This is a genomic window from Gaoshiqia hydrogeniformans (assembly GCF_049347105.1).
GTDB classification, from domain to species: Bacteria; Bacteroidota; Bacteroidia; order Bacteroidales; family Prolixibacteraceae; genus Gaoshiqia; species Gaoshiqia hydrogeniformans.
In genome coordinates this window covers 443,730-463,639 of sequence record NZ_CP186334.1, presented here as the reverse complement: position 1 = coordinate 463,639, position 19,910 = coordinate 443,730, and the positions used below count along the sequence as shown (strand labels likewise).

13 protein-coding genes are annotated in these 19,910 nt (G+C 44.1%); 10 read left to right on the top strand and 3 right to left on the bottom strand.

Going from position 1 to position 19,910, the window contains the following annotated elements; all coding sequences use genetic code 11:
* Nucleotides 1-3: 3 nt before the first annotated feature.
* The 3 genes from ACOIT5_RS01850 to ACOIT5_RS01840 form a co-directional block, all read right to left on the bottom strand.
* Complete coding sequence (locus ACOIT5_RS01850; protein WP_423128769.1) at nucleotides 4-471, bottom strand: SRPBCC family protein; 468 nt, start codon at nucleotides 469-471, stop codon at nucleotides 4-6.
* 7 nt (nucleotides 472-478) lie between these two features.
* Nucleotides 479-793, bottom strand: a complete 315-nt coding sequence (locus ACOIT5_RS01845) for an ArsR/SmtB family transcription factor (RefSeq protein WP_423128768.1) — start codon at nucleotides 791-793, stop codon at nucleotides 479-481.
* A 429-nt stretch (nucleotides 794-1,222) separates the two neighbouring features.
* The gene (locus ACOIT5_RS01840; protein WP_423128767.1) at nucleotides 1,223-1,573 is read right to left on the bottom strand and encodes an MmcQ/YjbR family DNA-binding protein; all 351 of its coding nucleotides are present in this window, start codon (nucleotides 1,571-1,573) and stop codon (nucleotides 1,223-1,225) included.
* Between the two features lie 396 nt (nucleotides 1,574-1,969).
* Here ACOIT5_RS01840 and ACOIT5_RS01835 point away from each other — a divergent pair, with 396 nt between their 5' ends.
* From ACOIT5_RS01835 to ACOIT5_RS01790, 10 genes are all read left to right on the top strand, one after another.
* Nucleotides 1,970-2,560: an RNA polymerase sigma-70 factor gene (locus ACOIT5_RS01835; RefSeq protein ID WP_423128766.1), complete on the top strand. Its 591-nt coding sequence runs from the start codon at nucleotides 1,970-1,972 to the stop codon at nucleotides 2,558-2,560.
* 135 nt (nucleotides 2,561-2,695) lie between these two features.
* Entirely contained in the window at nucleotides 2,696-3,667 is a 972-nt protein-coding gene (locus ACOIT5_RS01830; protein WP_423128765.1) for a FecR family protein, read from the top strand.
* Nucleotides 3,668-3,754: 87 nt separating this feature from the next.
* A complete protein-coding gene (locus ACOIT5_RS01825; protein WP_423128764.1) occupies nucleotides 3,755-7,261 on the top strand; it encodes a SusC/RagA family TonB-linked outer membrane protein in 3,507 nt (1,168 codons plus the stop codon).
* Between the two features lie 22 nt (nucleotides 7,262-7,283).
* Nucleotides 7,284-8,873 (top strand): RagB/SusD family nutrient uptake outer membrane protein, encoded by a 1,590-nt coding sequence (locus tag ACOIT5_RS01820; protein ID WP_423128763.1) that lies wholly within the window; start codon nucleotides 7,284-7,286, stop codon nucleotides 8,871-8,873.
* A 241-nt stretch (nucleotides 8,874-9,114) separates the two neighbouring features.
* Nucleotides 9,115-11,169, top strand: a complete 2,055-nt coding sequence (locus tag ACOIT5_RS01815) for a right-handed parallel beta-helix repeat-containing protein (protein ID WP_423128762.1) — start codon at nucleotides 9,115-9,117, stop codon at nucleotides 11,167-11,169.
* A 26-nt stretch (nucleotides 11,170-11,195) separates the two neighbouring features.
* The gene (locus ACOIT5_RS01810; protein ID WP_423128761.1) at nucleotides 11,196-13,466 is read left to right on the top strand and encodes a GH92 family glycosyl hydrolase; all 2,271 of its coding nucleotides are present in this window, start codon (nucleotides 11,196-11,198) and stop codon (nucleotides 13,464-13,466) included.
* 10 nt (nucleotides 13,467-13,476) lie between these two features.
* On the top strand, nucleotides 13,477-14,505 hold the full coding sequence (locus ACOIT5_RS01805) for a metallophosphoesterase family protein (RefSeq protein WP_423128760.1): 1,029 nt from the start codon (nucleotides 13,477-13,479) through the stop codon (nucleotides 14,503-14,505).
* 270 nt (nucleotides 14,506-14,775) lie between these two features.
* Nucleotides 14,776-15,369 (top strand): RNA polymerase sigma-70 factor, encoded by a 594-nt coding sequence (locus ACOIT5_RS01800; protein WP_423128759.1) that lies wholly within the window; start codon nucleotides 14,776-14,778, stop codon nucleotides 15,367-15,369.
* A 53-nt stretch (nucleotides 15,370-15,422) separates the two neighbouring features.
* Entirely contained in the window at nucleotides 15,423-16,481 is a 1,059-nt protein-coding gene (locus tag ACOIT5_RS01795; protein WP_423128758.1) for a FecR family protein, read from the top strand.
* 106 nt (nucleotides 16,482-16,587) lie between these two features.
* Nucleotides 16,588-19,896, top strand: a complete 3,309-nt coding sequence (locus ACOIT5_RS01790) for a TonB-dependent receptor (RefSeq protein ID WP_423128757.1) — start codon at nucleotides 16,588-16,590, stop codon at nucleotides 19,894-19,896.
* Nucleotides 19,897-19,910: the final 14 nt, after the last annotated feature.

Here is a 19,910-nt window from a genome sequence, read left to right as displayed (position 1 = left end):
AGGTTATTTTAATTGATATACAATCTCCTGCAAACGGTTGTGCGCCATGTGGATACCCTGAGCAAATGGCATTTGCAGTAATTGGTTCCTGAGTGCAACTGACCTGAAAACGATATGCATGGTAAGTTTGCTGGTGCTGTCGGTCAGTTTTTCAAAATCAAAAAATTCAAGCTGGACGTCAAAAGGCGTGTTCTCCATTTTAAAGGTCCGGGTGATTTTCCGGTTCGCTACAAACTCGTGAATGACCCCATTGGCCCGAAATACGACATTTCCCTGGGAGTCTGATGTTTCAAACTGCCAGCTGCCGTGGTCTTTATTTTCGAGTTTCACTACTTTTGTACCCATCCATTGCTCAACAATTCGGGGGTCGGCATAGGCTTTAAAAAGCAATTCCAACGGTAAGTCAAACACCCTTGTTACAATTAATTCCTGTTTACCGTCTTCGGCATAAATTTTTGTTTTCTGTTCCATAACAATTCTATTGGTAATTTTTCATGATGGCTTCCAACTGATTAAACCGGTCGTTCCATAATTTTCGGAATGGTTCAATAAAATCAGCGATTTCTTTCATCCGTTGGGGATTTAAGTGATAGTAAATTTCCCTGCCGTTTTGCTCCTGTTTAAGCAGTTCGCACTCGGTGAGTATTTGCAAGTGTTTTGAAACGGTTGGGCGTGCGGTGTCAAAGTTTGAGGCAATGGCGCCGGCAGTCAGGGATTGCGAAGCAACCAGCAGAAGAATGGCTCTTCTGGTCGGGTCGGCTATGGCCTGAAAAACATCTCTTCGTAAGTTCATTGTGTAGTTATTTGACTACAAATATATGTGTAGTTATTTAGCTACGCAAATTTTTTTTAATAAAATGAAGGAGCGGGCAAGTTTATTGGGATTGTCACATTGCACTTACACCGGCAAAATGAATGTCTGCGATCCGGGATTTTTCCGAATGTCATGTCAAACTTAAACTACTGTCTGAGCCAGAGCAAGAGATCAACTCCGGTCGTGAAAGCTAAACTTTCGCCTGCTATCTGTTTTTCTATTGCCAACTGATGTATTTAACCCATTGGTTGCATCGGTGTGCCTTCTGTGTTTCAACAGCAATAGTCACAGATTCTGCTTGTCTGCTTTGGTTTTGAGGTATACTCAGCTTCGTATCCGGGGTATCCCGGTCTGTTGCATAAGCATTGAAGAAAAAACTCAAAATTGCCATCGTGAGTTGTTTTTTCTTTATCCGGTGCCATTTGGTCTGATTTGGTCAGAAAGCCTTTTAGGTGCGACTTCGCAATACGAGGTTGTTAATGCGTCAATAAACAGGTCTTTACGGACTTTGCTCATTTCAACAAGTGTCCAGCCTTGTTTGCCCCATTTATTATCTACCGGAAAGATGACAGTTTTGGCAGCAGAACAAAAAACACTTTGATCAACTTCTGACAACTTAATACAGACCCGTTTATTTTTTTGGTCATAGGTTGCAAAGATTTTCTTTTTCACCCTGAAAGATGTTTTATCAAAATGCGGTTCTTCTATAACCTCCGGAAACGACAGTGCAATTTTTCTGAATGTATCAATCGTTACCATATTCTCTTAAAATTTTTTCTGTTACGATGGAAAAAAAAGTTAGCATTGTTTCGGACGACTGAAAAAATCCTTCGTGCAGATTTATTCCACGCCGACGATCTGCAAGCGATCGGTTAATTGATTTTTTTTACGTTATTTTTTGTGGTGTTTATCTGGCAATTAAAATAACAACTGCAAAGAATAAAGTGTTTGCAAATCACAGGACTAACTTGGCTGTCAGGTTAATTCGACTTGCATGCATTTGGGAAATCTACCTGTTTCTCTCCAGTGCAAACTGGATGACAAACAAGCCAAAAGACCGGATGTGCGTCCGGCGGTAAATTGATCAAATGTGATTAATTTTTAATTTGAGATTATCGTTTTATTTAAGTTCTTTGCAGACACTGATTCAAATTGATGGACGGATTCTTGAACGATAAACTCAGAAAAGGCGATGCGGAATCATTTACCGTGTTGTTTAAACAAACTCATCCCCGGCTGATGGGTTATTGCCGTTTGTTTATAAAAAATAGAACGGATGCGGAAGATATCGTTCAGGAATGTTTTTTTTCCTTGTGGAGAAACAGGGAAAGGATTGATCCGCGTAAATCGGTGGAAAGTTTGCTTTTTGTTTCTCTCCGAAACAGATGCCTGAATTATCTGAAAGAACATTCGCGTCATTATTTTGATTCATTTCACGAAGATGTGGCGGTCAACGAATTGCAATATTTGTATCAAATCGATTTTACCGAGCGAAAAGAACCGGCGCTTGAAGAGCAGTTGATCAAAGCGCTTCAGGAGGCTATCGACGCATTGCCGGGAAGGAAAAAGGAGATTTTTATCAAAAATAAAATTCAGGGGTTCAAACAAAAAGAAATTGCCGACGAACTGGGCATTTCTGTAAAAACCGTTGAGAAACACCTGCATGAGGCCAAACTTGAATTAAAATCGAAACTCGAAAAACGATTCGCCTCACTTGCTGTTCTTCTTTATTTACTGCTTCAATAGACGCTTACATTGCCAGTCTGATCAATATTGCAGGTAAATTTTTATTTGGTTCCAAATTCGAGGTTTGAAATTTTTTTCCCAATTCCGGTAGGGTTTTTCAAAATTGGTTGTACTCCATGTCGAGAACCGAAAAAGATGAAAATACCAATCAAAAATTATTTAGAGGGCAAGGCATCGCGCGATGAAATGCTTGGCTTAATTTCATGGCTCGACAACCACGAGAACCAATCAGAATATAAACGGATAAAAGGTGAGTGGAAAGCAAACCCGGATGCGCAGGACATCCCTCCGCATACCTTGCAGGAACTCGATAAATTCAAACTGAAACTATTGAATGAGCGTGCGCTGGAAATTGACAGGCTCAAATTTGTCCGGCACTTTTATAAATATGCCGCCATTGTCTTGTTGGCTATAACGCTTGGAGGCCTTTATTTTTATGGAAAACCGGTTCATCAGCTGCATACTTACAACACGATTGTAGCCGAAAACGGACAAATATCGAAAGCACTGCTTCCAGACCAGTCGGTCGTGTGGTTGAATTCCGGTTCGAGCATCACCTATAACAACCAGTTCGGCATAAATAACCGGGATATTCAATTGACAGGACAGGCTTATTTTGATGTGACCAAAAACCGCAACCTTCCCTTGGTGGTTTCGTGCGGCGAAATTAACGTAAAAGTTCTGGGAACCCGGTTTACTGCAGCAACTTATCCTGACGAGCGGGAAATCAGAGTTATTTTGGTGGAAGGTTCGGTTGAGTTAACCGGTAAAGACAGTAAGAATGTATTTGCAAGCTTGCGTCCAAATGAAATGATGGTGTACGACAAGAAAGATAATAATTTCAAAATCAGTCAAGTTGTGGCCGAAAAATATACGTCGTGGCGCGACGGAATCATCCATATTTATGATCAGCCGTTGAAAGATGCCGTGGCAAAGTTGCAGAAAAGGTATAACCAACAAATTGTTTTGGAAGAAGGGCTGGAAGATTATAAAGTGACTTTTTCAATCAAAAATGAAGATTTTGGTGATGTGTTGGAGATGTTGCTGGCAATTGCACAGGCGAAAGCTTATCAGGAAGGAGAAGTAATTTATTTGAGGAAGAAATAAAAACAGGAAAGTGCGACAACACTTTCCTGTCAAATAAAACTCTTCACGGCAAATGAAGAGAATTTTTTAATCTACAAACACAAATTTATGAAAAAAGATTGTAAAACAAGGGGATGGTATGTCCCCGGCATCTGGCGGCAGATGCGAAAAATTTTAATCATTATGAAACTGTCTGTGCTTTTCATTTTAATGGGTTTGTTTTCTGCGGGGGCCAGCGTGTACAGCCAAAACTCGAAGCTGAGCCTGGACTACAAAAACGTAAGTTTAAAGGAAGTTTTGGGAGCCATTGAAGACCAAAGCGAATTTCGTTTTGCATTTAGCTCCGAATACCTTGATTTGAACCGGAAAGTTTCTGTTCTTTTCGAAAATGAATCGGTTAGTGCAATCCTGGACGATATTTTTAAAGAAACCGGTATTCAGTATTCGATAAAAGGGAGGATGATCATCCTTTCTGAAAATGAAAGATTCGGGAATAATGCACTGCAATTAAAGGCAATCTCCGGCAAAATAACCGACTCCGCCGGAGTCTCGCTTCCTGGCGTAACGGTAATGATAAAAGGTACTACGCAAGGAACGATAACAGATGGTGACGGAAATTATTCACTGCCGAACGTTCCGGGAGACGCAACCTTGGTTTTTTCATTTGTGGGAATGCGGACGCAGGAAATGGCGGTTGCAGGAAAAACGATTGTTAATGTGATTATGTCCGAAGAAACGGTTGGTATCGAGGAGGTTGTTGCGATTGGTTATGGAACAATGAAAAAAAGAGACTTTCTGGGATCAATCGCAACCTTAAATTCGGAAGATATCCAAAAGATCCAACCAGTGTCGATGGATGCAGCTTTACAGGGAATTACTTCCGGGGTTACCGTTACTTCGTCTGGTGTGCCTGGTGCGCCGGTTCAGGTGAAAGTACGGGGTATCAATTCAATATCCTCGGGCACCGACCCGCTGTGGATTGTTGATGGAATACCGGTTACCAGCGGAACACTCGACCAAAGTTACAATGGGGAGACCGGCCAAAACATTCTTTCGATGATCAACCCTTCCGACATTGAATCCATTCAGGTACTGAAAGATGCTGCCGCCACCTCAATCTACGGATCGAGAGGTTCCAACGGTGTCATCGTGGTAACTACCAAACAAGGAAAGGATGGAATAAATACTTTCGATGTTGATATCAGTAGCGGCGTAAGTAACTGGACCAAATCCGATATTGGACTGGCATCGGGTCCTGAGTATGTGGCAATCATGGATTTAGTGAGAAAAAACAGTCGCATGAATGGCTTGTACGAACCGATACAAAGTCTCGGACAGTTGGATAATGTCGCAACTTCAATGACGCGCGACGAGGCGCTCAATACCAGTACCGATTGGGCTGATGTCATTAGCCGTTTAGGTAGTTTTTTTGATGCACGGATTGCCGCCAGCAATGGTTCGGGAAAGGTGACTTCCTATTTGTCGCTGAATTATCGGAAAGATAACAGCATCTTTAAATTCAGCGACCTGCAAACCTTGTCATCCAATGTCAACCTGAACTATAAAGCACTGGATATACTCGACCTGGGGTATAAAGCCATTATCTCTTACACCGACAATGACCGCGTAAAATCAAGTGACGGTAAACAAGGAGCAGGGGGTTGGGCGCAGGTAAACTCGAATTCCCTGCCTTGGATGAAAGTCTATGATCCTGAAGGAATTAACGGGTATTGGAATTCGCAGTCATACACCAACGCACTTGCAGGTATTGATTCCCGTAACTCCGAAAGTAACCTGAAATCGATCAACGTGATCACCGGGCTGAACGCCTCGTTGAAATTGCCCGTGAAAGGATTGTTTCTGAAGGGTGAGTTGGGGATGAACTACGTAAACAGCAAAGGGCTTTCGTGGATCAGTAAAAATGTAAGGGAACTGGGAGCGGTAGCACAGGAAAGCAAGATTCAAACGGCGATATTAAATTATAACAGTTATCTCAGTTATAATTTTAGTATCAGGGATATACACTCACTGAATCTTGTTGCCGGCGTGGAAGGTACCCGGTCGAATGTTCATACCACTTTATTGAGGGGCGACGGGTTGGTAGGTATTTTTCATGAAATTGGCACTCCAACTACCTTGTCGGGAAGCAGCAAGTTAGGTGGTGAATCCTATTTGATGGGGATCTTCAGCCGGGCTAATTACAATTTTAAAAATAAATATTACGCCGGGTTCAGTATGAGGAGGGATGGTATTTCCAAATTTATTGGAGAAAACCGGTGGACGACATTTGTATCGGGCTCTTTGGGGTGGATTATTTCTGAAGAAAACTTCTTCAATATCGAAGCGATTAATCTGCTTAAATTGAGAGGTAGTTTCGGACAAACCGGAAACACGAACGTGCCAACCGGAATTACCAACGATGTGTGGTCAATCACTTCTGGTTCGGGCTCGCACATGGGATTCAACAGCAGTACATTAGGCACCTTGGGAAATAAGCACATTCGTTGGGAAACGACCACTTCGGTAGATGCCGGATTTGATTTCGGTTTGTTGGAAAACAGGATAAACGGCTCAGTAGGTTATTACAGGCAGGAAATAACCGACATGTTGATGAAAGTGCCATTGCCCGAATCGGCCGGGATCAGGGGAGGTAACTACATCTGGCAAAATGTTGGCAAAATGGAAAACTACGGGATCGAATTTAACATGGATGCCGTAATAATCAACAATAAAAATTTCATGTGGAGCGTGGGCGGTAACCTTTCTACCAACAAAAATAAAGTACTTGCATTGGACCCCGAGTCTGACAAAAACGGGGCAGGCATTGAGCCCGAAGCGGATGCTGACAGCAACTACCGAACCATCACCAGAACAGGCTTGCCGATTGGGAACTGGTATATGGCCGAATTTGCCGGAGTGGACAGGGAAAAAGGTATTCCGATGATTTATGAAGTAGCCGTACAGGAAGACGGGTCGACCAAACACACCGGAAATATTATTCCGGGAACGGAAAATAACATTAACAAAAACCGAATGATACTGGACGGTAAAACTTCCATCCCAAAATTCTACGGCGGGCTAAACACGGTGTTTTCTTATAAAATGTTCGACATAAACATGCTTTGGTCATTTGCAGGCGGCCATTATATCTATAACCGGCTGCGACAGAGTATTATGACCCCGAATACAGGCTTACTTACCCTGTCGAAAGATTTGCTCACAGACACATGGCAGAACCCGGGCGACGATGCTAAATGGCCTCAAACCACTTACGCAGTCAGCTATTTTTACGACGACAATGGCAATCCGACAGACGTTGCTGTCAAGTATGCAAGCGAAAACCAAACACCCAATAGCATGTATCTTGAAAAAGGGGATTATCTTCGGTTGAAAAGCCTGCAAATCGGTTACAAGCTTCCGGAGAACCTCACCAGGGCTATCCGTATGAAACATGTCCGTATCTACCTGAACGGAACCAACTTATTTACTTCTACCAAATTTACAGGATACGACCCCGAGGTGGAAATTGGCAGAAATTCTTCCAGCAGCGTGGTCGTATTTAAAGATTTGCCGCAGGCAAAAATCTATTCTATTGGTGTCAATGCTAAATTCTAAACGATCATAAATTGGAAGTACGATGAAAAATATAGTTAAATATTATTTAGTCCTCATTTTAGTATTTACAGGATGGAGCTGCAAGGACTATTTTGAGTTGGACCGGCCCAGCATGTTTCCGTGGTTAAGTGCTTCGGAACTGGAATTGGCCGTACGTGAACCTTACCGTTACATGACCGAGATGGAGCCTTGGTTTAACCCGCTGGGCACATTGTCTTTAGTGCAGTTCGCACAATCCGACATTCCTCAGCTTCTTACCAAAGCCCAGCAGGGGAACAACTATGCGGTGCAGTATTATAACCGGCAGTATAACAGTATATTGCCTGATAAAGAAGTCTATAATGTTTTCCGGGCTTTATATACGATGGTTACAGCAACCAACGCGCCGCTGCAGTTAATAAACGACGCTGAAGCAAAAGGTGTGGACCCGTTTGAAGGAATGGTGCCTGCAGACCGGGAAAAGGTGAAACGTTTCAAAGGAGAATTGCTTTTTATGCGCGCTGTGGCTTATTGGTATCTGGCCCGGTTGTATGCGCCGCCTTTCGATCCGCAGGGCAGTAACGAAGGACGGTATTTTGTATTACGCCGGTCGTATGTCAGTAATGCCGCTGAATTGAAAAATGCCCCCCTTGGCTCGGTAGCCGAAGTTTGGAAAAGCATCCGGGAAGACCTGGAAGATGCCAAAAAGCTACTTTCTGAAGATTACGTGGAAGGGGAAGGCCGCAGCCGTGCTAACAAATTTGCTGCTTCAGCCATGTTGTGCAGAACCTATTTTATGATGGGCGAACATGAAAAAGCAAAGGCAGAATGTGATTATATCATTGAAAACGGAGCAAAAAATGGCGGTTTATACGATTTGTTACAAGATCCCATTGCTGCTTTTAACCGCACCGGAACCGAGATTTGCAGGGAAATCATCTGGGAAATAGCCTTTAACACTTCAACAAGTGAGTTTGACCGCATTCCCGGTATTTTTGGAAAAAACATTTATAACGGAGTTCGAACCGGGAATTATTCCACCTTTACCATGAGCTATTCCACGCTAAAACAAATCGGATGGATGGTTGACGGCAAGAATGGGGATTATACGGAAACAGAAGGGGCCCGTGAAGATAAAAGGTACCGTCAAACGTGGCGCCGATACGAACCCTATGGCCAACCCAACGGCGACCCGAACGCGTCTGTTCAGATAGAAGAACCGCATGTGTGGCTGGACAAATATTTCCGTGCTGCCAACGGAACATCGGCCAACCGTTACGCCAACCGTCCGTGTATCCGCCTTGCCGAAGTGTATCTTACCCGTGCAATTCTCCGGTTCAATGCAAGTGATAAGATCGGGGCAGCGGCAGATGTGAATGTCGTTCGGCGGCGCGCAGGACTGGCGGATATCGATGCCAATGTTCTTACTGCAAACGATATCCATAACGAGCGTATTAAAGAATTGGCCGGTGAAAATGGCGATCGTACCTATTATTTAATCGGCCTGCGCTTACCCATTGGCATTAGCGACCGGGATCCAGGTAAGTTTTCTCCGATCCAGCCTCCGTATTCCGACTACTATTGGCAGGTTCCAATAGTTGAACAGCAACAAAATCAGGCATATAATAAATAATGTTGCCTTCGTAAAAAAAAAGAACGAGGCTCCAATGAAGATGGCAGCCTCGTTCTTTTTAATGTCTCATCCAACAACTCGTCCCGGGCGGTAATTGTTGTAGGTTTTTTATGTTCCTTTCCTGAACTATCTTGGAAACAATTTTTCTTAGATTGTCAAAAGAACTAACTTGCTGATGTTCGAATGAGGGGAATTTCGGGAAGCAATGGATTGGGGTTGAAACTGACAATTTTATAAGACAATGAGTATATTTTCAGTTACAAAATTTTTTGGAAGAGTCGTCATCTTGTTGGTTGTTTTTCTGAGAGTTGCCTCAGCTTTCGGCGAAAGTTCAGCATCGGAGAAAACCAATACAACCGAAATTTTTATCTCGCCAAAAGGTAACGACAATCATCCGGGCACGGTCAATGCGCCTTTAAAAAGCCTTGAAAAGGCGAAGCAGCTTGCCAGGTTTATTTTGAACGAAACCTCAGGTAGCACCGTGATCATTTCTGTTGGTCATGGAATGTACCCACTTGAACAGGCGGTTGTTTTTTCATGTGAAGATTTTGGAGACGAGACCAATAGAATAATCGTCAAAGCTTCTGAAAACGCGAAACCGGTTTTTACCGGGAGCCGCCGATTGAGCGAATGGGAGGTTTTGAAAGATAAATCGAAGTGCGAAATGCTGCCTGCTGAAGCAAAAAACAACATTTTTGTAACCGACCTGAAGCGTATCGGTATTCTGGATTACGGCAATCCGATTGAACCGGGAAACCGGCCGGAGCTGTTTTGCAACGGGCAATTGCAATCCCTTTCACGCTGGCCAAATCATGGTTTTGCCAAGGCAGGTCTGGTAAAAGGCCCCACTGAATTGCCTCCCACTTTTATGAGAAAGCGGGGCGCCAAAGAAGGCTTATTTGAATATACCGATCAAAGGCAAAACCGCTGGGCCGCCGAAAAGGAAGTTTACCTGGGAGGCTACTGGTTTTGGGATTGGGCTGATGAGTTTCAGCAAGTAAGCAAAATCGATACGATTTTGAAAATCCTGCATCTTGCTGAACCCTACCATCATTATGGATTTAAGGACAGCCTGTCCTATTTTGGGCTGAACCTTTTTTGTGAATTGGACCAGCCGGGCGAATGGTATCTCAATCGTACCGAAGGAAAACTTTACTGGTATCCGCCGATTGGAGTGAATCCAAACAAAGCCATGGTTACACTTTCGGTTTTTAATGCACCTTTTATGGTTGAGTTGAAAGACTGTTCGAATGTAACGATTGAAGGACTCACTTTTCAGGAAAGCCGTGGCAGTGCTGTTTTCATTTCAGGAGGGAAAAATTGTCTGGTGAAAGATTGCCGGTTCGAACGTTTTGGCCGCGATGGAATTCAGGTGGATGGTGGTTTGCAACACGGAGTTTCAGGCTGCCTTGTCCGTACGCTTGGTTTCCGAGGAATCGATATGAAAGGTGGAAACCGTCAAACGCTGGAACCAGCCAACCACTTCATCGAAAATACCCTTGTTGAACACTTTTCGCTGTTTAAACGCACGTATGAACCTGCAGTTCATCTTGATGGCTGTGGAATGCGGGTGTCCAACAACCGCTTCAGATATTCATCGTCGTCGGCGATGCGGCTGGAGGGCAACGATTTTACCATCGAATACAACGACGTCAGCCATGTGGTAAATGAATCGGATGACCAGGGGGCGCTCGACATGTGGTACAACCCGTCGTACCGGGGCGTGGTGGTGAGGTACAATCGTTGGGCCGACATAACGGGCGGAACCCACAGCGGCGCCGCCGGCGTGAGGCTCGACGATATGATTTCGGGCGTACTCATTTTCGGAAACATTTTCGAACGTTGCGGGTCAGTTCAGTTTGGCGGTGTTCAAATACACGGTGGAAAAGATAATTTGGTGGAAAATAACCTTTTTTATAAATGCAATGCCGCTGTTACATTTCACCGCTGGGGAGAAGAGCGTTGGTTAAAAGAACTGGATACGCTTGAAATACAGAAGAAAATTTATGAGGATGTTGATACCCGGTCGTCACAATATCTCAGTAAATATCCCGAGCTAAAATTCATCAGGGAAAATGCCGATGTAAACACGGTGAAAAATAACCTGATCGTGGATTGCAAAAATCAGTTTCTGCGGAATAAAGCGGGAATTCAGATTTTGATTGACAACAGGGCTGTGGATTCGGAAGGAAAAACAGCGGAACAGTGTTGCACGTCCGAATTTTTAGCAAGGTATGGATTGAGTCCCATCCCTTTTCACCAAATCGGGCCGAAGAACAATACATGGATTGAATGACAACGAAACACGTTAAAAAAACATAGATGCTCAAAAAAATTAGTTTCATTACTTTAATTCAACTGCTTTTTCTGGCAGCTTGCCAAACTTCTGAAAAAACACCGGAAAAAGACTTTACCCAGTATGTAAATCCAATGATCGGAACCGCGCCAACCACCACTGAATCGGGCTTAAAACACGGTGGCGGAACCGAAAACAATGCGATGGTTCAACCGTCGGTGACTGTGCCTTTTGCGATGACCAACTGGTCGCCTCAAACCACCAATACCGAAAAAAAGTGCGTTTCGGCCTATTATTACAACGACACGCTGATTACCGGCTTCCGTGGTTCACACTGGCTGAGTGGTTCCTGTACCCAGGAATACGGGTCAATGGCCGTGATGCCAATTTCGGGTGAACTGGTTTGCGATCCGGCCAGGCGAGGCTCTGTATACCGCCACGACACCGAAATTTCGGGGCCGCACTACTATCAAGTAGAGCTTGGCAGTTATCAGATTATTGCTGAAATGACAGCCACCACCCGTTGCGGGCTGTTGCGTTTTACCTTTCAAAATGAAGGGGACGGGCACATGGTGGTCAATCCGAACAGTGACGAAGGCGAAGGTTTTGTTCAGGTAATTCCGGAGAAGAACGAAATTGTCGGTTATAATCCGGTTCACCGGATCTACCAGGGATGGGGCAGGCCGGCCGGATTTTCAGGATATTTTGTGATGAAGATGGAAAAAGCTGCCGATGCTTATGGCGTTTACACCCAAGACCAGGTTAGCGGGGGAACAAAAGAATTGAAGAATCAACCCGATCTCGGGGCTTATTTTTCATTCAAAGTAAAAAAAGGCGAACAGGTGAAGGTGAAAATCGGAACTTCGTTTGTGAGTATCGAGCAGGCGCGTAAAAATCTTGATGCCGAAATTCCCGGTTTCGATTTTGAATCCGTTCAGCAAAACCTGAAAAATGCCTGGAACGAAACGCTGTCGAAAATTGAGGTTGAAACTTCGGATCATGATGAGTTGGTGAAATTTTACACCGCCATGTACCATTCATTTCAGCAGCCGCGGATTTACAACGACGTTGATGGTCAATATCCGCGGTTCGACGGCAACGACCAGACCGACACCATCTGCGACGGAAATTATTATGGAGACATTTCGGCCTGGGATACTTACCGGGCGTTACATCCTTTGTATAATTTGATCGCCCCTGATGAGAATGCCGATATGGTGAAATCAATACTGGTCATGGGAAAAGTACGGGGCTGGGTCCCCATTTTTCCGCAATGGAACAGCTATACTGCCGCCATGATTGGCGACCACGCCGTTGCAATTGTTGGCGAAGCCTATATGAAAGACGTTATTGGGTTAACGGAGGAAGAATATGGTTTGATGAAGCACAATGCCAATGAAACGCCCGCCGCTTTTGAAGAATACGTTGACGGGAAAGGCCGCCGGGCTTTGCAATCGTACCTGAAATATGGGTACATTCCGCTGGAAGACCCGGTGGAGGAAGCTTTTCACAAAAAAGAACAGGTTTCGCGCACGCTGGAGTATGCCTACAACGATTTTACCCTTGCGCAGGTTGCCAAAAAGATGGGTAAAACAGCAGATTACGAGCATTTTGCCAAACGCGGGCAAAACTACCGGAACGTGTTTGACAAAGCCGTGAATAATATGAACGGACGTTTTGCCGACGGAACGTTCACCAAAGAATTCGACAGGTACAAAAAGATGTTTTACATCACCGAGGGTACTCCCTGGCAATACAACTGGTATGTTCCGCAGGATGTGGAGGGTTTGATTGAGTTGATGGGCGGAAAGGAGATTTTTAACCGGACACTCGATGATTTTTTTGCCGAAGGCCAATACTGGCACGGCAACGAACCCGGACACCAAATTCCGTTTATGTACGTGTATTCGGGCCAGCCGTGGAAATCGGCCAAGGAGGTACGCAATATCCTGAAAACAGAATACAGTACCGGTCCAGGCGGATTGAGCGGGAACGACGATTCGGGGCAAATGTCGGCCTGGTATATTTTTGGCGCCATCGGTTTTTACCCGGTTTGCCCGTCATTACCCGAATATGCGGTGTCGGGGCCCGTCTTCGAAAAAATAACCATCAGGATGGGAAATGGCAAAAAACTCCGGATTTTGGCCCCCGGAAATTCAGATACAAATTGCTATGTAAAATCCATTCGACTGAATGGCAAACAAATTGAAAATTTCAGACTTTCACATGTTGATCTAATCAACGGAGGAACGCTCGAGTTTGAAATGTCAGATGATCAAAACTTTAATATTCAATAAATTCGAAAAAATGAAAAAAATCTTTTACTTGACGGGACTGATGCTTCTGGCAGCATTCGCAACCCTGGCTCAAATGCCTGTGTTAAAGTTCAACGCAGACAAAAAATTCAGAATCATGCAGTTTACTGATTTGCACTTCAGAGGCGATTCCTACCGTTCGGACAGTGTTTTGGTGATGGTGAAAAATATGGTTAACGCTGAAAAGCCAGATCTGGTTGTGTTTACCGGCGATGTGGTTACTTCGGCCAACACCGCAAATGCCTGGGAAACATTCTCAAACGCCGTTGTCGGTTTAAAAGTCCCTTGGGCGGTGGTTTTAGGAAACCATGATATTGAAGGGGAATTAAACGGGAAACAAATCATGGAACTGATTGCCAAAAAGCCTTACAGTTTGTCGGTGAATGGTCCTGAAAATATTGCCGGAAACGGAAACTATGTGTTGAAAATTCAGTCATCCGGTTCTTCAAAAACATCGGCACTGCTTTATTTTCTCGATACGCACTCCGGCTTTAAACCCAAAACCGACAAAGGGGATTACGAGTGGATTGACCACAGCCAGGTAAGCTGGTATCGTGAGCAAAGCGCCGGTTTTACAAAGAAAAACGGAGGAAATCCATATCCTGCGCTGGCTTTCTTTCATATTCCGCTACCGGAATACAAAGAAGTGGTGGGCAAGCCAACCACTGTTGGCAGCCAGATCGAAGAAGTTTGTTCTCCCGATATTAATTCAGGGATGTACCTGGCTTTTCTCGAAAGTAAAGATGTGATGGGAATGTTTGTCGGGCACGACCACAACAACAATTATATCGGCAGTTTGCGTGGCATCTGTTTGGCTTACGGGCAATCATCGGGTAGGCAAACTTACGGAAGTATAGGCAAAGGAGGGCGCGTTATCGAACTTTATGAAGATGAACGAAAGTTTGACACCTGGACCCTGAAATGGTACGAATGCGACCGCGACAAAGACATTTGGGAGCCGGCAGCCGACCGGAGCCGTCAAAACTTTGTCACTTTTCCGGAATCTTTTCCTGAAAACTAGGAATTGGCTCAAAAGGTAAGGGCTTCGCGTTGGGTGAAGCCCTTACCGAATACCGGGAATGATCGTTACACCGGCCTGTTGACCATCCAAAATGAATCCGAAAAAAAATCAACCAAACTGGGAGAAAAAACGTGGTAATAAGCGACTACCGACACCACGAAGGAAGATGACGGTTATCGGATTAATCTCAAATATCAGAATAGGGTAATTTGAATGTATGCCCGAAATAATGAAAATCATCCTGTATATTCGTAGTCAAATTTTGAACGGATGATCCTTGAGCAGGAACTTTTAAAATCGGTGTATAAAGGCAATAAAAAGGGCTTTGAAATACTTTTCCGTACGTATTACAAACGTCTGTGTGCCTATGCTGTAAGTTTTGTTTCGCAAAACGATCTTGCCGAGGATATTGTGACCGATGTATTTTTGAAATTGTGGGAAAGGCGGGAAACGCTGGATATTTCGGAGTCGGTTTCATCTTATTTGTTCCGCTCGGTAAAAAATGCCTGCATCAATTATTTGAACCGCGAAAAAAGCAGAAAACATACGATTTCTGAGAATGAAATCAGTTGGCTGAACCTGAAAATTAACTACCCGGTTTCGGACAAGTATCCTTTGTCCGAACTTATTGGCCGGGAACTGGAAGAGAAAATCAGGGAAGAAATTGAAAAATTGCCTGAACAATGCCGCGAAATTTTTTACCTAAGCCGTTTCGAGGAACTTTCGCACAAACAAATTGCCGAAAAATTAGGCATCTCCGAAAATACAGTGAAAGTACAGATTTACAGGGCGCTGACGAAGCTTCGCTCCGGGCTAAAACATTATCTTCCGGTAATTTTCTTTCAATTTCCCGGTTTTTTTTAATTCGCGTGTAATACCACCGGTTGTTTTTTGTGTCATAGCTACAAATCAGGCAAATGACACAGAAAAATATCGTATCCGAAAAACTTAAAGTTTCCATCGTCAATTATTTGAGCGGGAAACGGGAAGAATGCGACGTCGCACTTTTAACGGCCTGGCTGGAAGAAAGCGGAGACAACAGCAAGTTGTTCAGTCAGCTTGTCGATCTGTGGGAAGCAGACCAGATGGCTGGACGTGAAAAAAACTTCAATTCAGATAAAGCATGGGCGAGGCTCGAATCGAAAATGAACCGTAAAAAAGATCGGTTTGTTCTGTTCCGGCAAATCGGAAAATATGCGGCCGTTTTTATCCTGGCACTTTTTCTTGGCGGCCTGGGTTATTCATGGCTGCAACCACAATTTAATTCCGGTTTTTCTTCTTCAGCGATAGTTGAATATACAGCCCCTTACGGTTCGAAAACCAGTTTGAAGTTGACTGATGGTTCTTTGGTTTGGCTGAATGCGGGTACGACCCTTCGATACAACCAGCGGTTCGGAAACCGGAACCGGGAGGTTGAATTGAGCGGCGAGGCCTATTTTGAAGTGGCAAAAAACAAGACATTGCCCTTTACGGTGAATGCCAAAGAAATATCAGTAACCGCATTGGGCACTAAATTTAATGTAAAAGCCTATCCTGACGAAACAGCCATTCAAACGATTTTACTTGAAGGTGCGGTTAAGTTGCAAAACCACACGACCGGGAAACCCTCGGAAGTTTTTTTGAAGGCCGGGCAAAAAGCACTGTTTAGCCCGACAAGCAACCAATTTACGGTACTGACTAGCACCGATGCCTCAGAAGTGTCGTGGACTACTGACAAATGGGTCATTAAAAATACCCGGCTTGGCGAGCTTGCCAAACTGCTGGAACGGCGTTATAACATTGATTTTAAGTTCAGTGAAGAGCGTATTAAAGAGTATGAATTTGGCGGTACCATTCAAGGAGAGACCATTGAACAGGTATTAACGGCCATTTCTTATTCGGCTCCGTTAAAATACAAGATTATTAATAAACACGTAAGCTTGTCAATTGATGAAAATAAAATAAAAACCTATGAAACTTTGCTGAACGAGCAATAAAAAAAGAGAGATCGTGCGAGACCTCTCTTTTGTACTGAGTTCATCCATGTTACTGTCAAATGTCGAGTCTGCCGGTAACAATTATAAACTTTAACGATTCAAATTTATGAAAAAAAAACGTAACTACCGGTGGCGTAAAATCATGCGCATGTCCGGAAATTTTTTTCTGGCTATGAAACTAACCTTTCTGTTGGTATTATTGGGGGTGGTACAATTATCAGCGTCAGTTTATTCGCAAGGCACCAAACTTTCGTTTGAACTGAAAAACCGTACCGTAAAAGAAGTTCTTCGTACGATTGAAGATCAAAGTGAATTCCGTTTTTTTTACAACGAGCAGTTTGTTGACCTGAGCCGGAAAGTATCGGTGAGCAGTGAAAGCCGAAATATCGAGAGTATATTATCGGAGGTTTTTAGCGGATCCAACATTTCTTTCAAGGTGATGGAAAACAAGCTGATTATTATTACTCCGGCTGATGGAGGGCAAAATCAACAAAAACCCGTTTCCGGCAAAATAACCGACTCTTCCGGAGTCCCGCTCCCGGGGGTTACCATCGTTGTAAAAGGGACTACGCAGGGAACGATTACTGGTGCTGACGGAAGTTATTCGCTTCCGAATGTTCCGGGGAACGCAACCTTGATATTTTCATTTGTGGGAATGAAAACACAGGAAGTCGTTGTTTCCGGGCGCTCCACCATCAGTATTTCGATGGATGAAGATGCCATTGGTATTGAAGAAGTGGTGGCCATCGGCTATGGCACCATGAAAAAAAGCGATTTAACCGGATCAGTTGCTTCCGTTAAAGGAGAAACACTTGCTGAGATTCCGGGAGCTACAGTGGCACAAGCCTTACAGGGGCGTACAGCCGGGGTGCATATTCAGCAACAAACCGGAGCGCCGGGTTCTGCCATTCAAATCCGCATCCGGGGAAACAACTCGATTATGGGGAGCAATGAGCCGTTGTGGGTAGTCGATGGATTCCCCGTTTCGAGCGCCAATATGGTCAACCTGTCCGACATTGAAACCATTGATGTGTTGAAAGACGCTTCAGCAACCGCTATTTTTGGTTCCAGGGGGGCGAATGGCGTTGTGATCGTTACAACAAAACGGGGAAAAGCAGGAAAATCAAAAATCACTTACGAGGGAAGTTATGGAATTCAGCGGCTTCGGAAGAAGTTTGATATGTGTAATGCGGAGGAATACATGAAGTTGATGAATATCCAACAGTTCAATGATTTCGGAACAGAATATTTTTCGCAGGAACAAATTAACAATGCGGGAGAAGGCACCGACTGGCAGGATCTGGTTTACCGCGATGCACCGGTTCAGAACCATGCCCTCAATTTTACCGGGGGTAATGATAAAACAAAATTTGCATTGGGCGCCAGCTATTTTGACCAGGAAGGAATTGTGATCAATTCCGGTTACAACAAGATTTCGCTGCGCAACAGTATCGATCATCAGTTTAGTAAAGCACTCAGTGTGGCGTTTAATGCTATCTTGAGCAGAACAACACGGGAAGACAAAGACGATGTCGGTGGTCTCCGCGGGAATAATGTGCTTCATGCCGCATTTGCTGCGCCGCCAACAGTTGGCCCCTACTATGAAGACGGGACGTATCGCGAACTGAATATGGACTATCCGTTTAGTGCTACGGGTTTTATCAATCCGATTGCCTATCTGAACGAAAAAAACAGGAACTGGTACAGCAACCGGGTCATGTCAAATCTGGCGTTTATCATCAATCCAATCAGCGATTTGACCATTCGCATTGCCGGAAATGTTGAGAACACCGATTATCGCTGGGACAGGTACGACACGCGCAAATACCCAAACTCATCGGGTGCTGCCGGAATTGAGATGACAAACACGCTCGAATTGACATCCAATAATACCATCTCATATGACAAAACCATCGACAAGCACAGCTTTTCGGTCATGGCTGGTTCAACCTACGAGCAATATGTACGTAAACCGCTTAGTGTTACCGGAACAGGTTATATTCACGATATCCTCGAATCGTATGATATTGGTTCTGCTGAAGTGATGGGTTTACCTTCTTCAGGCTATACCGAGTGGAGGTTACTTTCTTTTCTGGGTCGTGCCAACTACTCGTACGACGGAAAATACCTGGCGACAGTTACTTTCAGAAAAGATGGTTCATCCAGATACTCCGAAGGTCACAAATGGGGCAACTTCCCGTCAGCAGCTTTGGCCTGGAAAATTTCGAAAGAAGAGTTTATGCAGGATCTCGACTTTATTTCCAATTTGAAACTTCGGGCAGGGTATGGTGTAACGGGCAGTACCGCCATTTCAGCTTATTCGACCATCAACCTGCTCGAATCGGTATCGGCAGTGCTCAACAAACAATATTATACCGGTTTTGAGCCAAAAGCTTCATACCCTGGCGATTTAAAGTGGGAAACCACTGCTCAAACCAATATTGGATTTGATCTGGGATTGTTTAATAATCGGATTCAACTGGTTGCTGATTACTATATAAAGAATACAACTGATTTGTTAAATAATGTCCAGTTGCCGACATCTTCCGGATATACGACAACAATAAAAAATATAGGAAAGATGCGAAACAAGGGTTTTGAATTTCAGGTCGATGCGTTCATTATTGACCATGGTAACTTCAAATGGAACGTTTCTTCCAACATCTCATTTAACCGGAACGAAGTTGTCGAATTATCGGGGGGTAAAGATATTTCCGGAACCTGGTATTCGCTGACATGGATGGGCGACTATGTGAACCTGATTCGGGAAGGTCAGCCATTTGGAATTTTTTACGGATACAAGGAAGCCGGATACAACGACAGTGGCAAAATTCTCTACTGGAACAATGCCGGGGAAAAAGTCCTGAAGTCTGGTTTAACTGAAGAAGACAGAACCTATATTGGCAATCCGAACCCCGATTTTACATACAGTATCAACTCAACAATGAGCTACAAAAACTTTTCTCTCAGCTTTTATCTGCAAGGGGTACAGGGCAACGAAATTATGTGTCTAAGTACCGGATCAGCGAATTACGACTACGGCTGGGGTTTGAATAATTTCAAAGAAGTACTTTACGATCATTGGACCCCGCAAAATACCGATGCCAAATATCCGGTTATCTCCTCGACCAATACCTATGCTATATCCGATCGTTTTGTCTACGACGGGTCGTACATCCGTTTAAAAAATATTGAACTGGCTTATTCCATTCCTACCTCCAAACTGGGTATTTCATGGATCAGCAGAGGACAAGTATACATCAGCGGACAAAATCTACTGACCATCACCAGTTATCCGTGGGCCGATCCTGACGTAAACAGTCGAGGGGGAGCCAGCTCTGTTAATCAGGGAATCGACCATTTCTCCTACCCGACAGCAAAATCACTCACAGTTGGTGTCCGGTTTGATTTTTAATTTAAAAAACGAGA